The organism is Roseibium sp. AWQ4_290, assembly GCF_056160985.1.
The window spans coordinates 88879-108255 of the sequence record NZ_JBSWYG010000014.1 but is presented as its reverse complement, the minus strand read 5'-3'; the positions used below and the strand labels follow the sequence as shown (position 1 = coordinate 108255).

The following is a 19377-nucleotide window of genomic DNA, read 5'->3' as shown; positions in this document are numbered from 1 at the left end:
TGCAGACTGATCGCACGAGGCTCTAAGGTACGGTGGGACAAGCTCCGGAACATGCGTCAGACTGGCAGCAGAGGCCCTGGCTCACTTGAACGGCGCCATGCCGCCCCGGGCCAGTTCATCCGCCTTTTCATTGCCGGGGTGGCCCGCATGCCCCTTGATCCAGTGCCAGGTGACATCGTGGCGGCTCCGGGCTTCGTCCAGGGCCTGCCAGAGATCCGCATTCTTCACCGGCTTGTTGGCTGCGGTGCGCCAGTTCTTGCGTTTCCAGCCTGCCAGCCATTCCTTGATGCCGCTGCGCACATAGGTGCTGTCCGTATAAAGATCGATGGCGCAGGGCCGTTTGAGGGCATTCAGCGCTTCAATGGCAGCCGTCAGCTCCATGCGGTTGTTCGTGGTTTCCCGTTCGCCGCCCTTCAGTTCTTTTTCATGCTCGCCGAAGCGCAGAAGGACGCCCCAGCCGCCCGGGCCGGGATTTCCGGAACAGGCGCCGTCCGTATAGATGGTTACGCGGTTCTCGGTGCTCATTTGCTCAGGCCGTACGCCTCCGTGCCGTCAACTGTCTGATGGAAACGCAGTTTCTTCAGATATTCCAGCGGGTCCTTGGGGGTCACCAGCGCTCCTTTCGGAACGCTCAGCCAGTCATAGAGCCGGGTGAGCAGGAACCGCAGGGCCGCCCCGCGTGACAAGGTCGGCAGTGCGTCATATTCCCTGTCCGTCAGGGGACGCACATCCGAATAGCCCTTCAAAAGGGCCCGGGCCTTGGTCACGTTGAAGGAGAGATCCTTCTCAAAACACCAGGCATTCAGGCAGATGGCAATGTCATAGGCAAAGGCATCATTACAGGCGAAATAAAAATCGATCAGGCCGGAGAGCTCATCGCCAAGGAAAAACACATTGTCCGGGAACAGATCCGCATGGATGACCCCGCCGGGCAGATCCGGCGGCCAGACCGTTTCCAGATGCGCAAGCTCACTGCCAATCTCTTCTTCCAGGCCCGGATGGACACCGTTGCTCCGGCCGCCGCACTGCTCAAACAGGGGCCGCCAGCCGGTGACGGCAAGCGCATTGGCACGCTGCCCGTGATAATCCTGACCGGCCAGATGCAAGGCGGCCATGGCCTTGCCAAGTTCGGCGCAATGTTCCACCCGCGGGCGTTTGACCCACATGCCTTCCAGAAAGGTCACCAGGGCTGCCGGGCGCCCGGCCAGGGTGCCAAGCAGGCTGCCGGAGCGCGCGGGCACCGGCGTCGGGCAGGACAGGCCCTTGGCGGCAAGATGCGTCAACAGGTTCAGAAAAAACGGCAGGTCGTCCGGATTGACCCGCTTTTCATAGAGCGTCAGGATGAACGACGCCTTGTCGGTGTGAACCAGAAAATTGCTGTTTTCGACACCTTCGGCAATGCCCTTGAAGGACAGCAGGCGCCCCACGTCATAGCCGCCGATGAAGGCCTGCAACTCTTCATCGGTCACGTCCGTATAAACTGCCATTCTACTATCCGGTGGCCGCTTGCGCAGGCGAGACGGTCTCTCTCAATTCGCGCGGCAGATTGAAGGAAATGGTTTCCTGAGCGGTGCGCACGGTTTCCACCGTGACGTCAAACCGTTCTGTGAAGGCATCGATAATTTCCTCCACCAGGGTTTCCGGGGCAGAGGCACCCGCTGTCAGGCCCAGGGTGCGCACATCGTCAAAATCCCGCCAATCGATATCGCTTGCCCGCTGGATCAGGACCGACACATTGCAGCCTGCCCGCTCGGCAACTTCCCGCAGGCGCTGGGAGTTGGAAGAGTTCGGCGCGCCAACCACAATCATGCCATCGACGCTTGGGGCCACATGCTTGACCGCCTCCTGGCGGTTGGTGGTGGCGTAGCAGATATCCTCCTTATGCGGCGCGACAATCTCGGGGAAGCGTTCCTGAAGCACAGCAACAATGCCTGCCGTGTCGTCGACCGACAGGGTCGTCTGGGTAATATAGGCAATCGGCCGGTCGGAGCGGGGTTGATAGGCGCGGGCGTCCTCTTCCGTCTCGATCAGCGAGACGGTGCCGTCCGGCAGCTGGCCCATGGTGCCGATGACTTCCGGGTGGCCGGCATGGCCGATCAACAGAATTTCCCGGTCTCGCCGGTTATGGATCTCGGCTTCCTTATGCACCTTTGAGACCAGAGGGCAGGTGGCATCCAGAAAGAACATGTTGCGCGCCTGCGCGTCCTGCGGCACTGATTTCGGCACCCCATGTGCGGAAAAGATCACGGGCCGGTCCAGATCGGCCGCCGGGATCTCTCCCAGTTCTTCAACAAAGACGGCGCCTTTGGCCTTGAGCCCATCCACAACGAATTTGTTGTGCACGATCTCGTGACGCACGTAGACGGGGCGGCCGTATTTTTCCAGAGCCAGCTCAACAATCTGGATCGCCCTGTCCACGCCTGCGCAAAAGCCGCGCGGCGCACAAAGCTTGATCGTCAGGGCCGGTTTCGTCTGTGGGGTGTTGCTCATTGTGCTCTTTCAGCAAACCTTCATGGCCGCAATAAGAGGGGGATGCCCTGTCCTGTCAAGTCAGCCGAAGGTCCGGGCACTGTCTTTCGGCCACATTCTTCAACAACCAATATGGGGCTGGATTGGTTCTCGCCAAGCAAATCCGCACCTGCTATGACACTGCGCCAAGTTTGTTTTCGATCCGACGGGTAGATAATGATCACTGTATTCCAGGCTGCAATTGCCGAGAGACTGAAGATTTTCCTAACGGCAGGCCTGTGTGCCATGGCCTTGAGCGGCTGCGGCGGTGGTCCTGAAAGCATGGCCGGCAAGATTATTACCGGTGGTCAGAAACCGATCGAAGTGTCTCCTGAAACTTTTGCGCCTCCGGTGAAATGCCCGCCTCTGGAGCTTCGGTCCAGCACCTATTTGATCCAGAAATATGTGCGTGGCAAGCAAGACGAAAAAGAGGGCCTGCTGTATCAGGCAACCATTGAAGACTGGGCCAATACCTGTACCCAGGAAGCGGATGGCCAGCGCCGGATGAAACTGGGCCTGTCCGGAGATGTTACGCCGGGACCTGCCTGGAAGGGAGGGGAAGTGGTGCTGCCTGTGCGCGTGGCCATTGTGCCGGCCGGGGCCGGGGCCAAACCGCTCAGCTCCGAAATTCTGAGCGTGCCGGTAACCGTCGGCGACGATGCACCTGCGGAAAAATGGACCCTGATCGAAAACAAGTTTCTGATCCCGCAAGGGGCCAGCGTGAAGGTTGTCTTCGGTTTTGATGACGGCAAGCGCCGTTAGGTGCGCGCCGGTTGCCCGGCTGCGGGCGCAGCCTGATAGGACCCGTTTTGAAGGTGATGAAACATCTTCCGTATTAATTCCAATGCGGAAGATAAAATTGTTTCAAGGTCCTTGCCAGATGACTTGAAGCTAATCGTCTTTTGAATGAAAGATCCCTTGAAAGCCGTTGTTTATTTAAGGCAACGATCAGGGTGCCTTGACGTGCAGCAGCCGGTTTCTACATGCTTGCAGTGTTGACAAGACATGGTCCGGTTCACAAACGTCTCATTTCAGCGGTGCCCGCTCGCAAGAGCGCCATCAGTCCGCACCCGGCGTCGGCACAAAGGACGCCACTTGCCGGGTGACTGTCATGATCCGCCTGATGGCTTCCTGTCCTGTCTCGTTGGGTCACGGGACCGGATTTTCTCCAGCGGTCTTGAAACCATGCCCTTGGGGAGGACTGGTCATGTTGGACGCCTTGGCTGAAACCGGAGTGCGGGAAACTCCTCTTCACGATCTTCATGTGGAGTTCGGCGCACGCATGGTGTCCTGTGCGGGCTATCAGATGCCGCTTCACTATCAAGGCGGCATTGTCAGCGAACATCTGCACGCCCGGGCGAACGCCGCCCTGTTCGATATCTCTCACCTGGGCTTGGCCTTTGTGTGCGGTGCCGATCACGCAACAACCGCCTCGGCCCTTGAAGCCTTGACCCCCTCCTGCTTTGCCGGTCTGCTGCTTGGCCAGCAGCGCTATACGGTGCTGCTCAACGAGGAGGGCGGGATTGTGGACGATCTCCTGGTGACCCGGTCCGCATCGCCGGAAGATGACGGCCGCTTGATGCTGACCGTCAACGCGGTGCGCAAGCAGGCCGATTTCGCCTGGCTCACAGATAAGCTCCCGAGCCCCGTCAGGTTGACGCCCGTTGAAGACCGGGCGCTGCTGGCGCTGCAGGGGCCGGATGCCTATCGGGTTCTGGTTCGTCACGCGCCCGAAGTGGCTGGTCTTGAGTTTCTCTCAGCGTCCTCAATGGAGTTCGACGGGATCGACTGTCACATTTCCCGGTCCGGTTATAGCGGGGAAGACGGGTTCGAACTGTCGGTGCCCGCTGGAGCTGCCGAGCCGATAGCCAAGGCTTTGCTGGCGGATGACCGGGTCGCGCCGGCCGGTCTGGGCGCCCGGGACACACTGCGGCTGGAAGCGGGCTTGTGTCTTTATGGCCTGGATCTGGATGAGACAGTCTCTCCCGTGGAGGCAGGGCTTCTGGCCTGCCTGCCGAAACGGCGCCGGGAACAGGGCGGCTTTCCCGGGGAACAGCGGATTTTGCGGGAGTATCACCACAAGCCCGTCCGCCAGCGCATTGGGCTGCGCCTGAACGGGCAGGTTCCCATGCGCGCCGGCGCGGAGATTGCCCTGCCGGATGAAGGGCCAGTCATCGGCCGTCTGACCTCGGGCGGGTTTTCTCCCTGTTTGGGTGGTCCTATCGGCATGGGATATATTCCTCCAGTTCATGGGCGAATCGGAGCACGGCTGGAGGTGGTTGCCCGTGGACGCCGTCTGGCAGCAACGGTCACGGAGCTGCCCTTTGTGCCGGACCGGACCTGCAAACGAAAGAAACAATGATCTTCAGGGGGCTGAACCAACCATGACCATCTATTATTCCAAGGACCACGAGTGGATTGCCGTCAAGGACGGTGTCGCCACCGTCGGCATCACCGCCTACGCCCAGGAACAGCTGGGGGACGTGGTCTATGTGGAACTGCCGGAGACCGGGGCCGATTTCGCGCAAGGGGATGAGGCTGCTGTTGTAGAATCAGTGAAGGCGGCCAGTGAAGTTTATGCGCCGATTGACGGGGCCGTGGTTGAGACCAATCAGATCCTGGCGGACGCGCCGGCCAAGGTGAACGAAGACCCGCAAGGCGCCGGCTGGTTTCTCAAGATGAGTGTTGCGAACCCGGACCAGTTGACCGGGCTTCTGGATGAAGCAGCCTACAAGACCTTTCTGGAGACGCTCTGACCCAATGGCATCTCAATATCATTCAGCTCAGGTGGAATGGGCCTGCGACGGGGACTATGCAGCCAATGCTTATTCGCGCGCGCATATCTGGCGGTTCGATGGCGGGCTCGAAATTCCGGCAAGCGCTTCGCCAAAAGTGGTAGCGGCCCCTTATTCTATTGAAGCCGCCGTTGACCCGGAAGAGGCGTTCATCGCATCCATTGCCTCATGTCACATGCTCTGGTTTTTGGACCTGGCACGGCGGGCCGAATTCGTCGTCGCCTCCTACCGGGACAAGGCTCAGGGGGAACTCAGCCGCATCGGACGTGGCCGGATGGGGATCTCCAAGGTGGTCCTGAAGCCGGAAATCACGCTTGTGGCGGATGTCATGCCGGATCAGTCCTGGCTGGCGGATCTGCATGACAAGGCGCATGAGGTCTGTTTCATCGCCAATTCGGTGAAATGCGAGATCCTGATCGAGCCGGAACCGGTCAGACTGCAGGCCCCTTGAGCAGCCGATCTGCCCGGAGCTGAACTGCTGGAAACACGGAATTGGCTGTTCACTCCCGTGTCCGTGCGCTGGACACGGGAGTGAGACATGCTTTGTGTCTTGAGCGTATCGCGAAAGGACAGAAACAATTCGCGCAAGACCTTGTTGACAATTTAGTTGTCGTAATGACAAATTAATTGTCATGAACCGCTCTGTTGAACTTTACGAGATCATTCAGCTGATCCGGCCGGCCCACCGCCGGCTGGCCCGGGTTGTCGAGGCCAAACTGGCAGGGACCGGCGTCACGGTTGCCATGCGCGCCGTCATGGAGGTTCTGGACAGGAGCGGCCCGATGCCGGTGCCGGAGATAGGCCGGACCCTGTTTCTGGCGCGCCAGCAGATTCAGCTGGTGGTCAATTCCCTTGAGACTGCGGAGCTTGTGGTCCGGCAATCCAATCCGGCCCACCGGCGCTCCCCTCTTTTTTCGTTGACGGACACAGGCCATCAGCTCTTTTCACAGATCCGGACGCGGGAGAATGTGGACATCGATGCGGTCAGCGGACTGTTTTCGGACAAGGACCTGTCCGCGACTCAAAAAGTGCTCTGCGCCTTACTGGATCATTTCGCGGAATTCGAGGACGACCCGGATTGTCCCAAGGCGCTTGAATAGCTGTCACGCTTCAAGTCCCAGTTCTCACGTCACTGCCAAGAGGGAGAAAGGATTTGTCTGTGTTTTGGGGTGTCATGGGGGCCATGCTGCTGCTATTGGCGGGACTTGGTGCCTGTCTTGGCTATTATGCCCGCAAGCTGGCGACGCCCACGCAAGGGGAGCGGATTGACCTCACCCAGCGGCCCAATGTGGCCCTGGTTGTGATCGACGTGCAAGAGGACTTCACCCGCGCTCCGGGCAAAAGAGCCTTTGCGCCGGAACTCTGCGAGCGTGCCCTGACTGCAATCAATCTGGAACTCGACGCGGCCCGGTATCAGGATCTTGAGATTGCGTTCATTCGCAATGTGTTCCGGGACTGGCCGGTGATCCAGATGAGGAAGCTTTTTGCCGGTGGCATGGGCACTCCGGGCCGGGCGGGGCTGGCATTCGACAGGGCGCTGAAGGTCGGTCAGGCGTCGGTTTTCGAAAAATCGGTCGGCGACGCGTTTTCCAACCCGGAATTCGAAGCCTGGCTGGCGGACAACCGGGTCGGCACGTTGAGACTGGTGGGGCTGGATGCCTGCCACTGCGTACAGCTCACAGCCAAAGGCGCCCTGTCCCGGGGCTACCGGGTCGAGATCCATGAGCCGGGAACCCTGACGGCCAGACCAGCGAAATGGCCTGGAACTCGGCAGGCCCTGGAACATTCCGGTGTGGTCTTTGCCTGATCATCTGGAACAATCCGGCCATCTGTGATCTTGGCGACAGCATGGCCGTGTGGCAGCCTTATCTTGCACGGGCAGTGCGGACGGGACGTGACTGCGCAGACTGCAAGTGGGATTGCGTCCGCCAGCTTTGAGCAAGGAAGGAGCGAAGGCGTGCTTCGAGTGAGTGTTCGGAAACCGACGGAGCTGACGTTCCGGCTGATGCAAAGTGAGCGGCCGGGGCTTTCGGTGGCAGGCAAGTCAGGAATCGACCCCAACCGTCACTTGCCGGACGACTGGCTGGTGCTTTTGGCCGGTTGCCCGCGGTCGGACTGGATCGGGCATCAGGGCTTTGGGCCGGTGGCGGAAATGTGGTTGAACCGGCATGACGGATTCCGCCATTTTGCCAACAGCCTGACCGCCCTGGTCGGGCAACTGCGGGAAGGGCAGATCCCTGCCGATCGCTTTGGTCCCATGTTCTTGCCTCGCCTGCAGCAATTTCTGTCCGAATTGCACAGCCACAACATGATCGAGGATCACCAATATTTTCCCGCGCTGATGGCGGCTGAGCCGCAGTTGGTGCCGGGGTTTGAGTGTCTGGAATCCGACCATGCCGAGCTGCACGGGCGGATGGGCGCCGTAGCCAGTGCGGCCAATGAGCTCTCGTCCGGGCTTGGAGCCGGAGACCTCACGTCGGCTCTTCCGGCTTTGGACAACTTCACCGTTGCGATTGAGGCGCTTCTCATTGGTCTGAAACGCCATCTTTCGGATGAGGAGGATCTGATCATTCCGATCCTGCTCAGCCGGGCGGAGCCGGAGTTGAACTTCGCTTGATCTCCTTGGGGAGCCCTGCGGCCGCCGGGACCTCCGCAAAGGCCTGGAAAGTGTCTTGGCATTTCAGGCTTGACTCTGCCCGCCGCATCGCGCATCAGAAGGGCCATGAACAAGATGTCCGCAGCCTTCGTGTATTTTTATTACGTCACCGACATATCGGCGGCTGCGTAGGATCTTGCTTAACTGATAGACCCCAAAAGCCGCCGCGTCAGGCGGCTTTTTGGTTTCAAGAAGGCTCCTGGCGGGGACACCAGGAAGCCGAATATGACCAACCATATGATTGAAGCCGGAAAACCGGCAACGAAACTCAAATCCGAAGCGCTTGCCGTGCTTCTGGAACGTGGCCTCGTGCACCAATGCACGGATCTGGAAGCGCTGGATGCGCGTCTGAGCGCCGGTCCTCTCACCGCCTATGCGGGGTTTGATGCAACCGCCGCCAGCCTCCATGTGGGCCATCTGATGCCGCTCATGACCATGCGCTGGTTGCAGAAGCTCGGCCATCGGCCGATCCTGGTTCTGGGCGGTGGCACCAGCCAGATCGGCGATCCGAGTTTCCGCAATGACGCCCGCCCGCTTCTGGAAGAACGCCAGATCGCGGCCAATATCCGCAGCATCCGCCGGTCCGTTGAGCGTCTTGTTGATATGGATGGCCCGGATGGGGCGCTTCTGGTTGACAATGCGGAATGGCTAAAGGAGTTCCGCTTTCTGGAATTCCTGCGCGACTATGGCTCCCAGTTCACCGTCAACCGCATGATGACCTTTGAAAGTGTCAAGTCGCGTCTGGAGGCGCAGATGCCGCTGACGGTTCTGGAATTCTGCTACATGATGCTTCAGGCGGTTGATTTTCTGGAACTGGCCAAGCGCCTCGACTGTGTCTTGCAGGTGGGGGGATCGGACCAGTGGGGCAACATTGTCAACGGGATTGAGCTGGGCCGCCGGGACGGGCGCAAGCTGCACGGCCTGACGGTGCCGCTGCTGACAACGGCGAGCGGCGCGAAGATGGGCAAGACCGCTGCCGGGGCGGTCTGGTTGCATCCGGAACATCTCTCCCCCTTCGGCTTCTGGCAGTTCTGGCGCAACACGGCTGATGCGGATGTTGGCAAGTTCTTGCGCCTGTTCACCGAATTGCCGATCCGGGAGGTTGAACGCTTGTCCGATCTGCAGGGGGCCGAGCTGAACGAGGCCAAGAAGATCCTGGCGACCCAGGTCACCACGATTGTGCATGGGCCTGAAGACGCCCGTGCCGCGCTGGAGCAGGGCGATGCCCTGTTTGCCGGGGACAGCGCTTTGCTGGAGCCGACCCACAAATTACCCCTGAAGACCCTGGCCGAAGGGCTGGGACTTCTGGAACTGGTGGTGGCCATCGGCTTTGCCGGGTCCAATGGCGAGGCCCGCCGTCTTGTGGAAGGGGGCGGGATACGCCTCAATGGCCGCATCATCGACGATCCGCGCCGGCGCATCGCCACCGGGGACCTGAAGGCCGACGACCGGCTGGACGTTTCGGTCGGCAAACGCCGCAAGGCTCTGGTCGGCTTTGAATGATCTGACAGCCTTCCAGCGCCGCCCCGGGCTGGAGCAAGCCGCGTTCATATGGGTTCAGACCGCTTTGTCTCTTGCATTGAAACCTTTGGTTTCTGGCAGGTAATGCAAATCCGGTGAAACGCGTTTGGCTCTCGTGCCGGGGCTGGCCCAGGCTGGAGGGGCGTGGTCTTGGGTCCGGTCCGGAGCAGATCTGCGCAAGGACACGCCTTTTTTAAAGAATGCGCTGTCTCCGCTTTCTGGTCTATGCTTCGGACTGATAGGCTTGTCCCTGTGGTGCCTCCCTGGTGCCCGAGGAAAGGAACCGCGGATGGAAGCAAGAACATTCGTTCTGGTGCATGGCGTCTGGCATGGCGGCTGGTGCTGGTCGCGGGTTGCCCGGATTTTGCGGGCGCGGGGCCACCGGGTCACGGCACCCACCCAGACAGGGCTGGGCGAGCGGGCCCACTTGCTGTCGCCAGATATTACGATCGGCACCTTTGTCGAAGACATTGTTCAGCATCTACATTTTGAAGATCTGCACCAGGTCGTTCTGGTTGGCCACAGTTTCGGCGGCATTCCGGTGACCGGTGCAGCGGACAAGGTGCCGGAGCGGATTGCCAAGCTGGTCTATCTGGATGCGATCATGCTGGACAGTGGCGAGACCTGGCTGGATCTGCTGCCAGAGGAGATCGCCCGCGACCGGTCGGCTCTGGCGCAGAGCTCCAGCGGTGGTCTGTCCCTGCCTCCGGGCGCGCCGGACAGTTTTGGCCTGAGCGATCCGGCAGATGCCGCCTTTGTCGCGTCCCGGCTGACACCTCATCCTTTCAAGACCTTCACAACGGCGCTCGATCTGAAAAATCCCATCGGCAACAATCTTCCCGCCGCGTATATCGAATGCACCGATCCGCCGTACCGGCCTGCGGCGATTGCCCTTCAAAGGGCGCGGAAACTGGGATGGCCCGTTGAACAGATCGCGACCGGACATGATGCGATGGTAAGCGCACCAGAGGCTCTGGCAGACCTCCTCGAAAAGCTGGCATGAAGCCGCGTCTTTAAAGAACATGTTCGAGGTATGAGCGGCATCCCGGAGGCCGGGCTGCCGTTTTCACATGGTCCAGCGTTGCAGCGATCCGACGTTGCCCTTCAGCTCGGCCCGGCTTTGGTGAAGAAAAACCAAGACACAGCTTGTAGAACAAAGAGCGTATCCAGCGTGCACCCAGAGCGCCACAACGTCTGCTACTGCACCAGATAGGTCAGCGCGCCCCGTCCGGGCAGGAAAAAATAGGCTCCACCCCGCACCTTGACGAAGTCCTGCATGCCTTTGATGACCAGAGGACCCTGTGGGGTGGGAATGGTCAGGCGCCCGCCCTTGCGGCCCCGGCCCAGAAGGGAGTCGACCTCGCCATCGAGCCCATGAAACAGCCGGTCCATACACCAGGTTTGCTGCACGAATTCGAACTGGCGTTCCAGATTGCCATTCAGGCACATGAACAGCAGCCCCGGATTGTCAGCGGCCTCCTGCCCGGCGCCGGAGGCTTCATATTGCCGACCCATGCGCAGGATGCGGTGCCTGTTGGTGATGGAGAGTTCTTCCGCCCCCTCCTGCGGATGCAGGCTTTCGCGGGGATTGGACCGGCGGATATGGGCCCCGAACGGGCAGCGGAAACCGGACGGGTCCGTGTCCCCGAACAGAAAATCATTGTCCGGCGTCTCTCCGCCCGGTTTGAACGGATGACGGACCAGGGACGTGCCGTCCTTCCAGCGTCCGACCATCTTGGCTTCAATCCACTCTTGAAGCGCCTTGCCGCTGGCCCCTGGAGGCGTGCCCGGGCGGCCCGTGATCTGCTCTGCGGCGGTTTTGGAGAATGCATGAAACGTCTCCACATCCTGTTCAAGCTGCCGGATCACGAGATAAGACCCGTTGCGCCCGAAATTGCGCTGGGCGGTGGCTTCCCCGGCAAAGAAGTCCGGCCAGTCTTCGGCCTCCGACAGGGGCTTGTGGGTGGGCAGCAGGTTCCGGGGATCTTCCTTGGCGCTGAAAAGCGGCGTTGTCGGCATATAGTTCCGGTTGTCCGGATAACCGAGAATGAATTCGCCGGGCGCGACCAGATGAATGGCATTCGCCGGATCGATCGAGCGGCGGCTGCCTTTGATGACAGGCTGGGAAATGCCGTCGGCAAATCCGAACGCCTCCCGTTCGATCTTGCCTTTGCCGGGCCCGGTCTTCGAGATGATCTGATGCACCAGGTGGCAACCATGTGCACTGATCAGCCCCGTCTGGACCGCCACCGTTTTCTCAAGCCCATCCTCGGTCGCATAGACCAGCAGGGCAACATCCACGCTTCTGTCCGCGTGCCCCCACCACCAGTCTCCCGGGCCATCACCACGCTCAGAATGTCGAAATCCGGTGCCAGATCTTCGGCCGGGTCCGTGCGCTCCTTGTGCCGCAGCAGCCCGTAGAGGGCTGCGGCGATCCCCAGCAGCAAAACCGCGCCCCCCAGCAGTGTGAGCACGCCCATGGCGACCGCATACCAGAAGCCCGAGGTGCTGAAGGCTGCAAAAAGACACCACAGGAGAAACAGGCCAATCACGATCAGATAGGGCCAGGCGAAGGTTTTCAGGCCATTGAGGGCCACCTTTGCAAGCGGCAGCGAGACGGGGCCGGAGGCCCTGGCGAACGGAACATCTTCGGGGCGCATCATGTCCCGGAACTCCGGCAGCTCGCCCATCTGCGCGCGCACGGTCTTGAGAATGTCGAGAGGTGTTCCACTCACCGTGCCGCTGGAGACAATGTCCCGGACCCTGTCCGCGAAGCGCTTCTCGGCACCGATCCGGAGTTCGGTCAGGCCAGGCGTGCCGGAATGATTGAGGCCGGGCGTGCTCAAGAGCCCCCAGCCGGTGTCATGGGAATGGTCGTCGATGAACGAGGCAAGCCCGCCCGGCCTGATCTCGTGCCCGGCAAGGGCGAGGATCTCTGTCAGTGGCGTTTCCAGACGCCGGGCGAGATCCTGGATCGCGGCCGCCTTGCTGCCATCCTGGCTGGATTCGGCAACCAGAAAAGCCCCGTGGCCGCTTTCGGGGTCGGCGGGCAGCACATTGATCGAGATGAAGTGAACGCTGCTGCCGTCAAGCATCTCCCGGATCTCCGGCGAAACCGGATTACCAAAGCTGACCAGCTTGTCTTCAATCGCGTTAAGGTTCTGATTTTTAACTTGAAATGAAAATGTAAGAAAACTACGTGTCATTCTAAAAATCCTTAAAATTACCTTAGGTAAGATTTTAGGATAGTGCAAATTCAACAACGGGGACATCTTAAAGTTTATTGGTATATTCGATGCAATTTCATTTCAGTCTTGTTCGCTCAGGTGAAGGCCTTGGTAAAAGGCATTCACCGCGCACAGAAAGGCACGGCAACGCCGATGCAACGCGGCTTGCACTCACCCCCACCCGCGGATAGGGGAACAAGAAAACCCCGCCCTCTTGCGAGGGCAGGGCTCAGTCAGGACCGCGGGGATCGCGTCTAGCTTTTTTTTGCTTTGGCAGCCTGCTTATGCCTGCAGGCGGGATCTTATTTCCTTGCGCAACTCATCAATGGGCGCTTTGGCACTGCCGTCCTTCGTGTGCCAGAAGGTCCAGCCGTTGCAGGCCTCCTGGCCCTGGACAAGCGCGCCGACCTTGTGGATTGACCCGGTGTGATCGCCTGATTTCAACGACCCGTCGGCCCGCACGACAGCCACATGTTTGCCCTTGGAGCAGGTCAACTCGACCCCCGGTGTCAGCAGGCCGCTTTCCAGAAGCGTACCGAAGGGAATGCGTTTCTGGGCACGTTTGCCTTTCTGCATTTCCAAAGCTTCACTGTCGCCCGGTTCAATCGCCGCGATACGGGCCGTTGCTGCGTCGATATACGCCTGTTCCCGTTCTACGCCGACGAAGTTGCGGCCGAGTTTCCTGGCAACGGCGCCAGTCGTTCCCGTGCCGAAGAACGGGTCGAGCACGACATCGCCGGGCTGGGAAGAGGCGGTCAGGACCCGGTAGAGCAGCGCTTCCGGTTTCTGGGTCGGATGCACCTTCTGACCGTTCTTGTCCTTCAGCCGTTCTGAGCCGGTGCACAGTGGCAGGTGCCAGTCGGAACGCATCTGAAGATCGTCGTTGAAGGTCTTCAGCGCATCATAATTGAAGGTCGGCTTGGCATCTTTCGACTTCACCGCCCAGATCATGGTTTCATGGGCATTGGTGAACCGTTTGCCCCGGAAGTTGGGCATCGGATTGGATTTCAGCCAGACAATGTCATTCATGATCCAGAAGCCGAGATCCTGAAGGATCGCGCCAACCCGGAAGATATTGTGGTAGGATCCGATCACATAGAGAGATCCATCCGGCTTCATGACCCGGCGCACCGCCAGGAGCCAGGCCCTGGTGAAGGTGTCATAGGCCTGAAAGCTCTCGAACTGGTCCCAATGGTCGTCGCAGGCGTCGACCTTGGACTGGTCAGGCCTGTGCAGGTCGCCGCCCAGTTGAAGATTGTAGGGCGGGTCTGCAAACACCAGGTCCACGGACCTGGACGGCAGTTTCTCGAGGGCGGACACGCAGTCGCCCTTCAAGATCGTGTTGAGCCAGGAAGCAGGGGCTTCCGATTTGTCTTTAGGGTGGGGTGCCGCTAAGGACACCCCGGTACGCAGTACACTCATTGCGACGCATTACCTCACGCAATTTCAAGTGTCATGGTTACCGGGTTTGGTAAATCAGCGGTTAAGTAGACAAAAGAAAAATATCCTTTGAATCAATGCTTTGTTTACAATCGTAAAAGTTAAATGAGAAGTTAACGCCGTCAGCCGGCCGAAAAGGCCAGAATTCTGCTGATTTCATTGAGCGTGCGGCCCGATGTTGTCTTCCAAGTGTTAAAGGCCTCCTGGACAGCTTTTAGATTTTTTTTCGACATGCGATCATTCTCAATGACATTTTCGCGCAAAAGCGCATTAACCACGTCCCCGGTCAGCAGGAAACTTTCCTTGCCCATGAACCGCAGCGCGATCTGGCCTGTGGTGCCGCCAAGGCGGCTGCCCCGCTTTTTCAGGGTTTCCATCAGGCCTATCTGATCCTCCACCGGATAGTGGGCGAAGAACCTGGAGGCACTGCCATGTTCTGCGGCGAGGTCTTTCAGGAAAACCGCATTTTGCTGCACGGAGCGGATTTTGGCCCCGTTGCGCACGATCCGCGCATCCTTGAGCAGGGCCTCAAAGGCTTCATCGGGCAGAAAGGCGAGGCGGGCCACATCAAAGCCCTCAAAGGCCACTTCGAAGCCTGGCCATTTTTGCTCGATCACCTTCCAGCTGAACCCGGCCTGGAACACACATTTGGTGAACATGGCTAGCCAGCGGTCATCGCCAAGGGTTTCAAGTATGTCAGGGGTCTTGGGCAAAGCATGTTCGTCGAGCAGCGCGGCAAGTTGTTCCGGTCCGCCCTTCTTCTCTTCTGCCAGGGCCGCGAGCTCGTCGAAAGAGCGCATCTGAATGTCCTCCATGTGAAGCCAAAGATACCGGATACGTCAGAGGAACGTCATGTTTGTGACTGTACTCCATCGCGCAGTTCCGGCTGCCACTCTCCAGGGCCAATGATGCGGGGGCGTAGCACACGCCCCAGGAGGTCTGAAAAGAGAGTGACCGTGCCCAAGTAGGTTGGGTTTGATGTCTCGAAGGAAAAGACTTTGCTCTGTGCGAAGGACCGGGATGGCAAGGTCGTTTGTCATGGCGAGGTTGCAAGCGATCCTGTGTCGTTTTTCGCGGCGCTGAAGGCGAACTGCATTGTCCAGAGCGGATCACTAGGGAAAGGGGACCTGGGGACACTGGCTGGTGAAGGCGCTATACCAACCTCACTAGATAGAAACCTATCTGATGGCGCTGGTCCGGATTGGCCGGCAAGGCGCGTTGCGCAGGACGGCCTGGTTGGCCGTTCAAGCGGCGCAACGCAGTCCGGCGGGCCGGAGCAGGCCACCGAGGCCGTGTTTGAGGAGTGTTCAGCTGCGTCCCAGGTTTTGAACGATAAACCATATCGCCCTGAAACCTGCTCCTTGCCGAACAGTCCCCAAACACGGTCAGATCGGTTCCTATCTAGTGAGGTTGGTATGACATGCCTTGGGATTGATGTGGACCTGACATTGCCCTTGCTTTGGCCCGGTTGATCAAGCGCGCTACCGCTCGCCGGTCTCCCTGGACTGCTCGAACCGCCTGAGGGCGAGCGACAGTGTGATGGTCATCATCAGATAGATCAGCGCGACCACATTATAGGTTTCGAAATAGCGGAACGATCCCGCCGCATAGACCTTGCCGAGCTGGGTGATGTCCGCGACCCCGAGGACGGACACAAGGGAGCTGTCCTTGATCATGGCCACGAAGTCATTGCCCAAAGGAGGCAGGATGGTCTTGAGCGCCTGGGGAAATACAATCAGCCGGAACCGCAGCCAGCGATTCATGCCGAGCGCTTCAGCCGCTTCGATCTGCCCCTGGTCTACCGCCTGAATTCCGGCCCGGAAGACTTCCGCGATAAAGGCCGAATAGCCGATGGTCAATGCGGCAACCGCGCGCCACAGCAGCGGGAAATCCCGGGTGCGCAAGGGATCAAACCCGGCCGGTTCCAGAAGCGCGTTCAGACCGGCCACCACAAGCGGCGTACCAACAAAGGCGATATAAAGCAGAAGGACGATGATCGGCAGGCCGCGCACGATCTCCACATAGAAGCGGGCGCATTGCCGCAGGATCACGGACGGGGACAAAAGCGCCAGCGCCAGCAGCAGTCCGAACAGAGAGGCCAGCAGGAAGGCAACCAGCGTGACGAAGATGGTCAGGCCAATTCCCCTGGAGACCGTGGCCATGACCTTGGAATAGATATCGTCCGTGCCGATCTGAAACAAAAGGACCGCCGCAATAGCGCAGGCCACCAGCAGCCAGTAGGGGAACTCCTTTTGGGCAGTGACTTTGGAAGAGGAAATGTCTTGCATATTGCCGCCCTGGGCTTGTCATGCTCAGCCGCGCGCCGCACAGCCCTCAAGAGCAGCTTCAGACCCGCCGGGCCGGGGCTGGCCCGGCGGGTCCTGGATGCCTGTGGTGTTGATGTCAGTGATCGGCCTTGTAGTCGAAGAACCACTTCTTGTTGAGAGCGTCCAGCGTGCCGTCCGCCTTCATGCTCGCAATGGCTGCGTTGAAGGGGGCAACCAGATCCGAGCCCTTGGGAAAGATGAACCCGAATTCTTCTGTGCCCATCGGGTCGCCGATCAGTTTGAAGGTGCCGGGATTGGCATTCACATAGCCCTGGCCGCCGGTGCTGTCGGTCAGCACCAGATCCACATCGCCAGTCTTCAGCGCCTGGACGGCGGCCCCGAATGTCTCGAACAGCCGGATGCGCGGATTGTTCTCATCCCCATCGAGCACTTCATAGACCGTGACATAAAACGGGGTTGTGCCGGGCTGGGCGCCGGCTAGAAAATCCGAATTGGCTGCAAAGCCCTCCGGTCCGGTGAAACGGTCTTCGTCCTCACGCACCAGCATGAACATTTCAGAGCGCATATAGGGATCGGAAAACGCGACCTGCTGGGCCCGGTCCTCGCGAATGGTGATGCCATTGATGGCGACATCATATTCACCGGCTGAAATGGCCGGGATCATCGCGTCCCAGCTCACATTTTCATAGGTCACCTTCATGTTCAGCCGTTTGGCCATTTCCGCAAGCGCATCATATTCCCAACCGGCAGGTTTGCCGGTTTCCGGATCAACGAATTGCAGCGGCGGATAGGTGTTTTCAGAGGCGATTACCACGTCACGTCCGCCCAGATCCGGCAGTTCCGTGGCCGAGGCGGTGCTTTGGGCAGCCAGGGCGGTGGAAAGGGCAAGGCCAAGGGATAGAAGGACACGTTTCATGGGAAGCTCCTGAACAAATCGTGCCGGGATCTTACAGAGATCGGGCAGCCCGGAAAAGACCTTGGAGCGCAGTTCGGCCCCAGGCTGGACCCGCCGCGGCCAGCGGTGGGGGACACGGGGCGGGAAAGCGCCCTGGCGCAAGGGAAACCCGCAGCGGATCTGAAGGGGCTTTCTGCGCCGCTGGCAGCGTTGAAAAGGCCTGCTCACGCAGAAAAGTCAAAAACACCTGTTAAATCTATTGACCCGCCACGCACAGAAACGGACTGTGCCCTCCATAACAACAATAAGGATCCTTCATGTCCAATTTGATCAAAGGCGATTTTCCGGTCTCTCCCCGGCGGGTCCGGCTCGCGCCCTCTCACCCTCTTGAAGTCTTCACGGATTCCCGTGAGGCGGTCGCCCGGCTGATCGAGATCTTCGAAGCCAACACCGCCTTTTTGCGGACCCATTTCAAGGCCCTTCTGGACGGGCAGGAGATCGAGGAGAGGGTGCGGGCCTATTATCCGCAAGTGCGCATCGTCACCGACAGCCATGTGCGCCTCGACAGCCGCCTGTCCTATGGCTTTGTTTCCGGCCCGGGCACCCACGCATCCACCATTACGCGGCCGGATCTGTTCCGGCACTATCTGGAAACCCAGCTCTCACTGTTGATGAAAAACCATGATGTGCCGATCCTGGTGGGCGACAGCGACATGCCGATCCCGCTGCATTTCGCCTTTTACGACGGAACCCATGTGGAAGGCGGGGCGGCAGCGGCCAATCTGGACCAGCCCCTGGCGGATATCTTTGATCTGCCGGACCTGACCGTGATGGACGATTCCATTGCCAACGGCACCTATGAGCCGGCGGACGGCATCATGCCGCTGGCCTCTTTCACGGCGCCGCGGGTCGACTATTCCCTGCACCGGCTGCAGCACTACACGGCAACGGCGGCAGAGCATTTTCAGAACTATGTGCTCTTCACCAACTATCAGTTCTATATCGACGAATTCTGCCGCATGTCCCAGGAGCAGCTGGCCGATCCGGACAGCGGCTATGAGGCATTTGTCGGGCCGGGCAACCTGATCACGCTGGCGGGCGAGCAGGAACCCTGCTGTGGCACAGCGCCGCTGAAACTGCCCCAGATGCCCGCTTATCACCTGAAACGGGCCGACGGCAGCGGCATCACCATGGTCAATATCGGCGTCGGGCCCTCCAACGCCAAGACGATTACCGATCATATCGCGGTCCTGCGGCCCCATGTCTGGCTGATGCTTGGCCATTGCGCGGGACTTCGCAACAGCCAGACCTTGGGCGACTATGTGCTGGCCCATGGCTATGTGCGCGATGACAATGTGCTCAATCAGGACCTGCCGGTCTGGGTGCCGATCCCGCCCCTGGCGGAGGTGCAGGTGGCGCTGGAAGATGCGGTCGCCGAAGTCACCGGCATTGACGGCTATGAGCTGAAACGGCTGATGCGCACCGGCACAGTTGTTTCCCTTGACAACCGGAACTGGGAACTCTGGGACCAGCCGGAACTGGTGAAGCGGTTTTCCCAGTCACGGGCCATTGCCCTGGATATGGAATCGGCCACGATTGCCGCCAACGGGTTCCGCTTCAGGGTGCCCTATGGCACGCTGCTGTGCATTTCCGACAAGCCGCTCCATGGGGAGCTGAAACTTCCCGGCATGGCCACCGATTTTTATAAGCGCCAGGTGGCCCAGCATCTTGAGATCGGCATCCGTGCGGTGGAGAAGATGCGCACCATGACCGCCGAGCGCCTTCATTCGCGAAAATTGCGCAGCTTTGCCGAAACCGCCTTCCAATAGGCGGATCATCGGTTCGGAAGCGCCTCAGGAGCATGCCCGGTCCCGTGTGGAAAACGGACATGCTCACCCCATGCGGGGGGAAAGTCCTGGCCCAGGCCCGGTCTGTTGTCCTGCTGAAAGGGCGCTAACCCTTTCACAGACATGACAAAAACTTAATTTTTCAGCGGCCGGTGAGTCTCGGCATTGCCACATTTCATCCTTAATTGAATCAGCACCCA

General features: G+C 59.7%; 19 protein-coding genes. 10 read left to right on the top strand and 9 right to left on the bottom strand.

Annotation, left to right across the window (positions count from 1 at the left end; all coding sequences use genetic code 11):
• Positions 1-81 precede the first annotated feature (81 nt).
• Genes rnhA through ispH form a run of 3 tightly spaced genes read right to left on the bottom strand, consistent with a single transcriptional unit; the run spans position 82 to position 2490 of the window.
• Positions 82-525 (bottom strand): ribonuclease HI, encoded by a 444-nt coding sequence (gene rnhA, locus ACXAH0_RS15420; protein ID WP_475192590.1) that lies wholly within the window; start codon positions 523-525, stop codon positions 82-84.
• Positions 522-1487, bottom strand: coding sequence for a homoserine kinase (gene thrB, locus ACXAH0_RS15415; protein ID WP_475179017.1), 966 nt, complete (start codon positions 1485-1487; stop codon positions 522-524). Before thrB ends, rnhA begins: the two co-directional genes overlap by 4 nt.
• Before the next feature lie 4 nt (positions 1488-1491).
• The gene (gene ispH, locus ACXAH0_RS15410) at positions 1492-2490 is read right to left on the bottom strand and encodes a 4-hydroxy-3-methylbut-2-enyl diphosphate reductase (RefSeq protein WP_475179012.1); all 999 of its coding nucleotides are present in this window, start codon (positions 2488-2490) and stop codon (positions 1492-1494) included.
• Positions 2491-2685: 195 nt separating this feature from the next.
• On the opposite strand from ispH, the gene ACXAH0_RS15405 reads away from it, so the two are divergent.
• From ACXAH0_RS15405 to ACXAH0_RS15365, 9 genes are all read left to right on the top strand, one after another.
• Positions 2686-3270: a hypothetical protein gene (locus tag ACXAH0_RS15405; RefSeq protein WP_475179008.1), complete on the top strand. Its 585-nt coding sequence runs from the start codon at positions 2686-2688 to the stop codon at positions 3268-3270.
• 445 nt (positions 3271-3715) lie between these two features.
• Positions 3716-4870 carry a glycine cleavage system aminomethyltransferase GcvT gene (gene gcvT, locus ACXAH0_RS15400; protein WP_475192587.1) on the top strand — a complete coding sequence of 385 codons (1155 nt, stop codon included), beginning with the start codon at positions 3716-3718 and terminating at the stop codon, positions 4868-4870.
• Between the two features lie 22 nt (positions 4871-4892).
• Entirely contained in the window at positions 4893-5264 is a 372-nt protein-coding gene (gene gcvH, locus ACXAH0_RS15395) for a glycine cleavage system protein GcvH (protein ID WP_475178998.1), read from the top strand.
• Between the two features lie 4 nt (positions 5265-5268).
• Positions 5269-5754 carry an OsmC family protein gene (locus ACXAH0_RS15390; RefSeq protein WP_475192585.1) on the top strand — a complete coding sequence of 162 codons (486 nt, stop codon included), beginning with the start codon at positions 5269-5271 and terminating at the stop codon, positions 5752-5754.
• Between the two features lie 181 nt (positions 5755-5935).
• Complete coding sequence (locus ACXAH0_RS15385) at positions 5936-6403, top strand: MarR family winged helix-turn-helix transcriptional regulator (RefSeq protein ID WP_475178990.1); 468 nt, start codon at positions 5936-5938, stop codon at positions 6401-6403.
• 59 nt (positions 6404-6462) lie between these two features.
• Positions 6463-7110 carry a cysteine hydrolase family protein gene (locus ACXAH0_RS15380; protein ID WP_475192659.1) on the top strand — a complete coding sequence of 216 codons (648 nt, stop codon included), beginning with the start codon at positions 6463-6465 and terminating at the stop codon, positions 7108-7110.
• A gap of 159 nt (positions 7111-7269) precedes the next feature.
• Positions 7270-7920, top strand: coding sequence for a hemerythrin domain-containing protein (locus ACXAH0_RS15375; RefSeq protein ID WP_475192583.1), 651 nt, complete (start codon positions 7270-7272; stop codon positions 7918-7920).
• A gap of 264 nt (positions 7921-8184) precedes the next feature.
• The gene (gene tyrS, locus ACXAH0_RS15370; protein WP_475192581.1) at positions 8185-9462 is read left to right on the top strand and encodes a tyrosine--tRNA ligase; all 1278 of its coding nucleotides are present in this window, start codon (positions 8185-8187) and stop codon (positions 9460-9462) included.
• Positions 9463-9769: 307 nt separating this feature from the next.
• Positions 9770-10483 carry an alpha/beta fold hydrolase gene (locus ACXAH0_RS15365; RefSeq protein WP_475192579.1) on the top strand — a complete coding sequence of 238 codons (714 nt, stop codon included), beginning with the start codon at positions 9770-9772 and terminating at the stop codon, positions 10481-10483.
• A 194-nt stretch (positions 10484-10677) separates the two neighbouring features.
• Here ACXAH0_RS15365 and ACXAH0_RS15360 read toward each other — a convergent pair whose 3' ends face one another.
• The 6 genes from ACXAH0_RS15360 to ACXAH0_RS15335 form a co-directional block, all read right to left on the bottom strand.
• A complete protein-coding gene (locus ACXAH0_RS15360) occupies positions 10678-11781 on the bottom strand; it encodes a Dyp-type peroxidase (RefSeq protein ID WP_475192577.1) in 1104 nt (367 codons plus the stop codon).
• On the bottom strand, positions 11709-12686 hold the full coding sequence (locus ACXAH0_RS15355) for a hypothetical protein (RefSeq protein ID WP_475192575.1): 978 nt from the start codon (positions 12684-12686) through the stop codon (positions 11709-11711). Before ACXAH0_RS15355 ends, ACXAH0_RS15360 begins: the two co-directional genes overlap by 73 nt.
• Before the next feature lie 303 nt (positions 12687-12989).
• Entirely contained in the window at positions 12990-14129 is a 1140-nt protein-coding gene (locus ACXAH0_RS15350; protein ID WP_475192573.1) for a DNA methyltransferase, read from the bottom strand.
• Positions 14130-14269: 140 nt separating this feature from the next.
• Positions 14270-14947 (bottom strand): DNA-3-methyladenine glycosylase I, encoded by a 678-nt coding sequence (locus ACXAH0_RS15345; protein ID WP_475192572.1) that lies wholly within the window; start codon positions 14945-14947, stop codon positions 14270-14272.
• Between the two features lie 681 nt (positions 14948-15628).
• Entirely contained in the window at positions 15629-16435 is an 807-nt protein-coding gene (locus ACXAH0_RS15340; RefSeq protein WP_475192570.1) for an amino acid ABC transporter permease, read from the bottom strand.
• Between the two features lie 115 nt (positions 16436-16550).
• A complete protein-coding gene (locus ACXAH0_RS15335; protein ID WP_475192568.1) occupies positions 16551-17351 on the bottom strand; it encodes a transporter substrate-binding domain-containing protein in 801 nt (266 codons plus the stop codon).
• Between the two features lie 296 nt (positions 17352-17647).
• Here ACXAH0_RS15335 and ACXAH0_RS15330 point away from each other — a divergent pair, with 296 nt between their 5' ends.
• Positions 17648-19159 carry an AMP nucleosidase gene (locus tag ACXAH0_RS15330; RefSeq protein WP_475178951.1) on the top strand — a complete coding sequence of 504 codons (1512 nt, stop codon included), beginning with the start codon at positions 17648-17650 and terminating at the stop codon, positions 19157-19159.
• Positions 19160-19377: the final 218 nt, after the last annotated feature.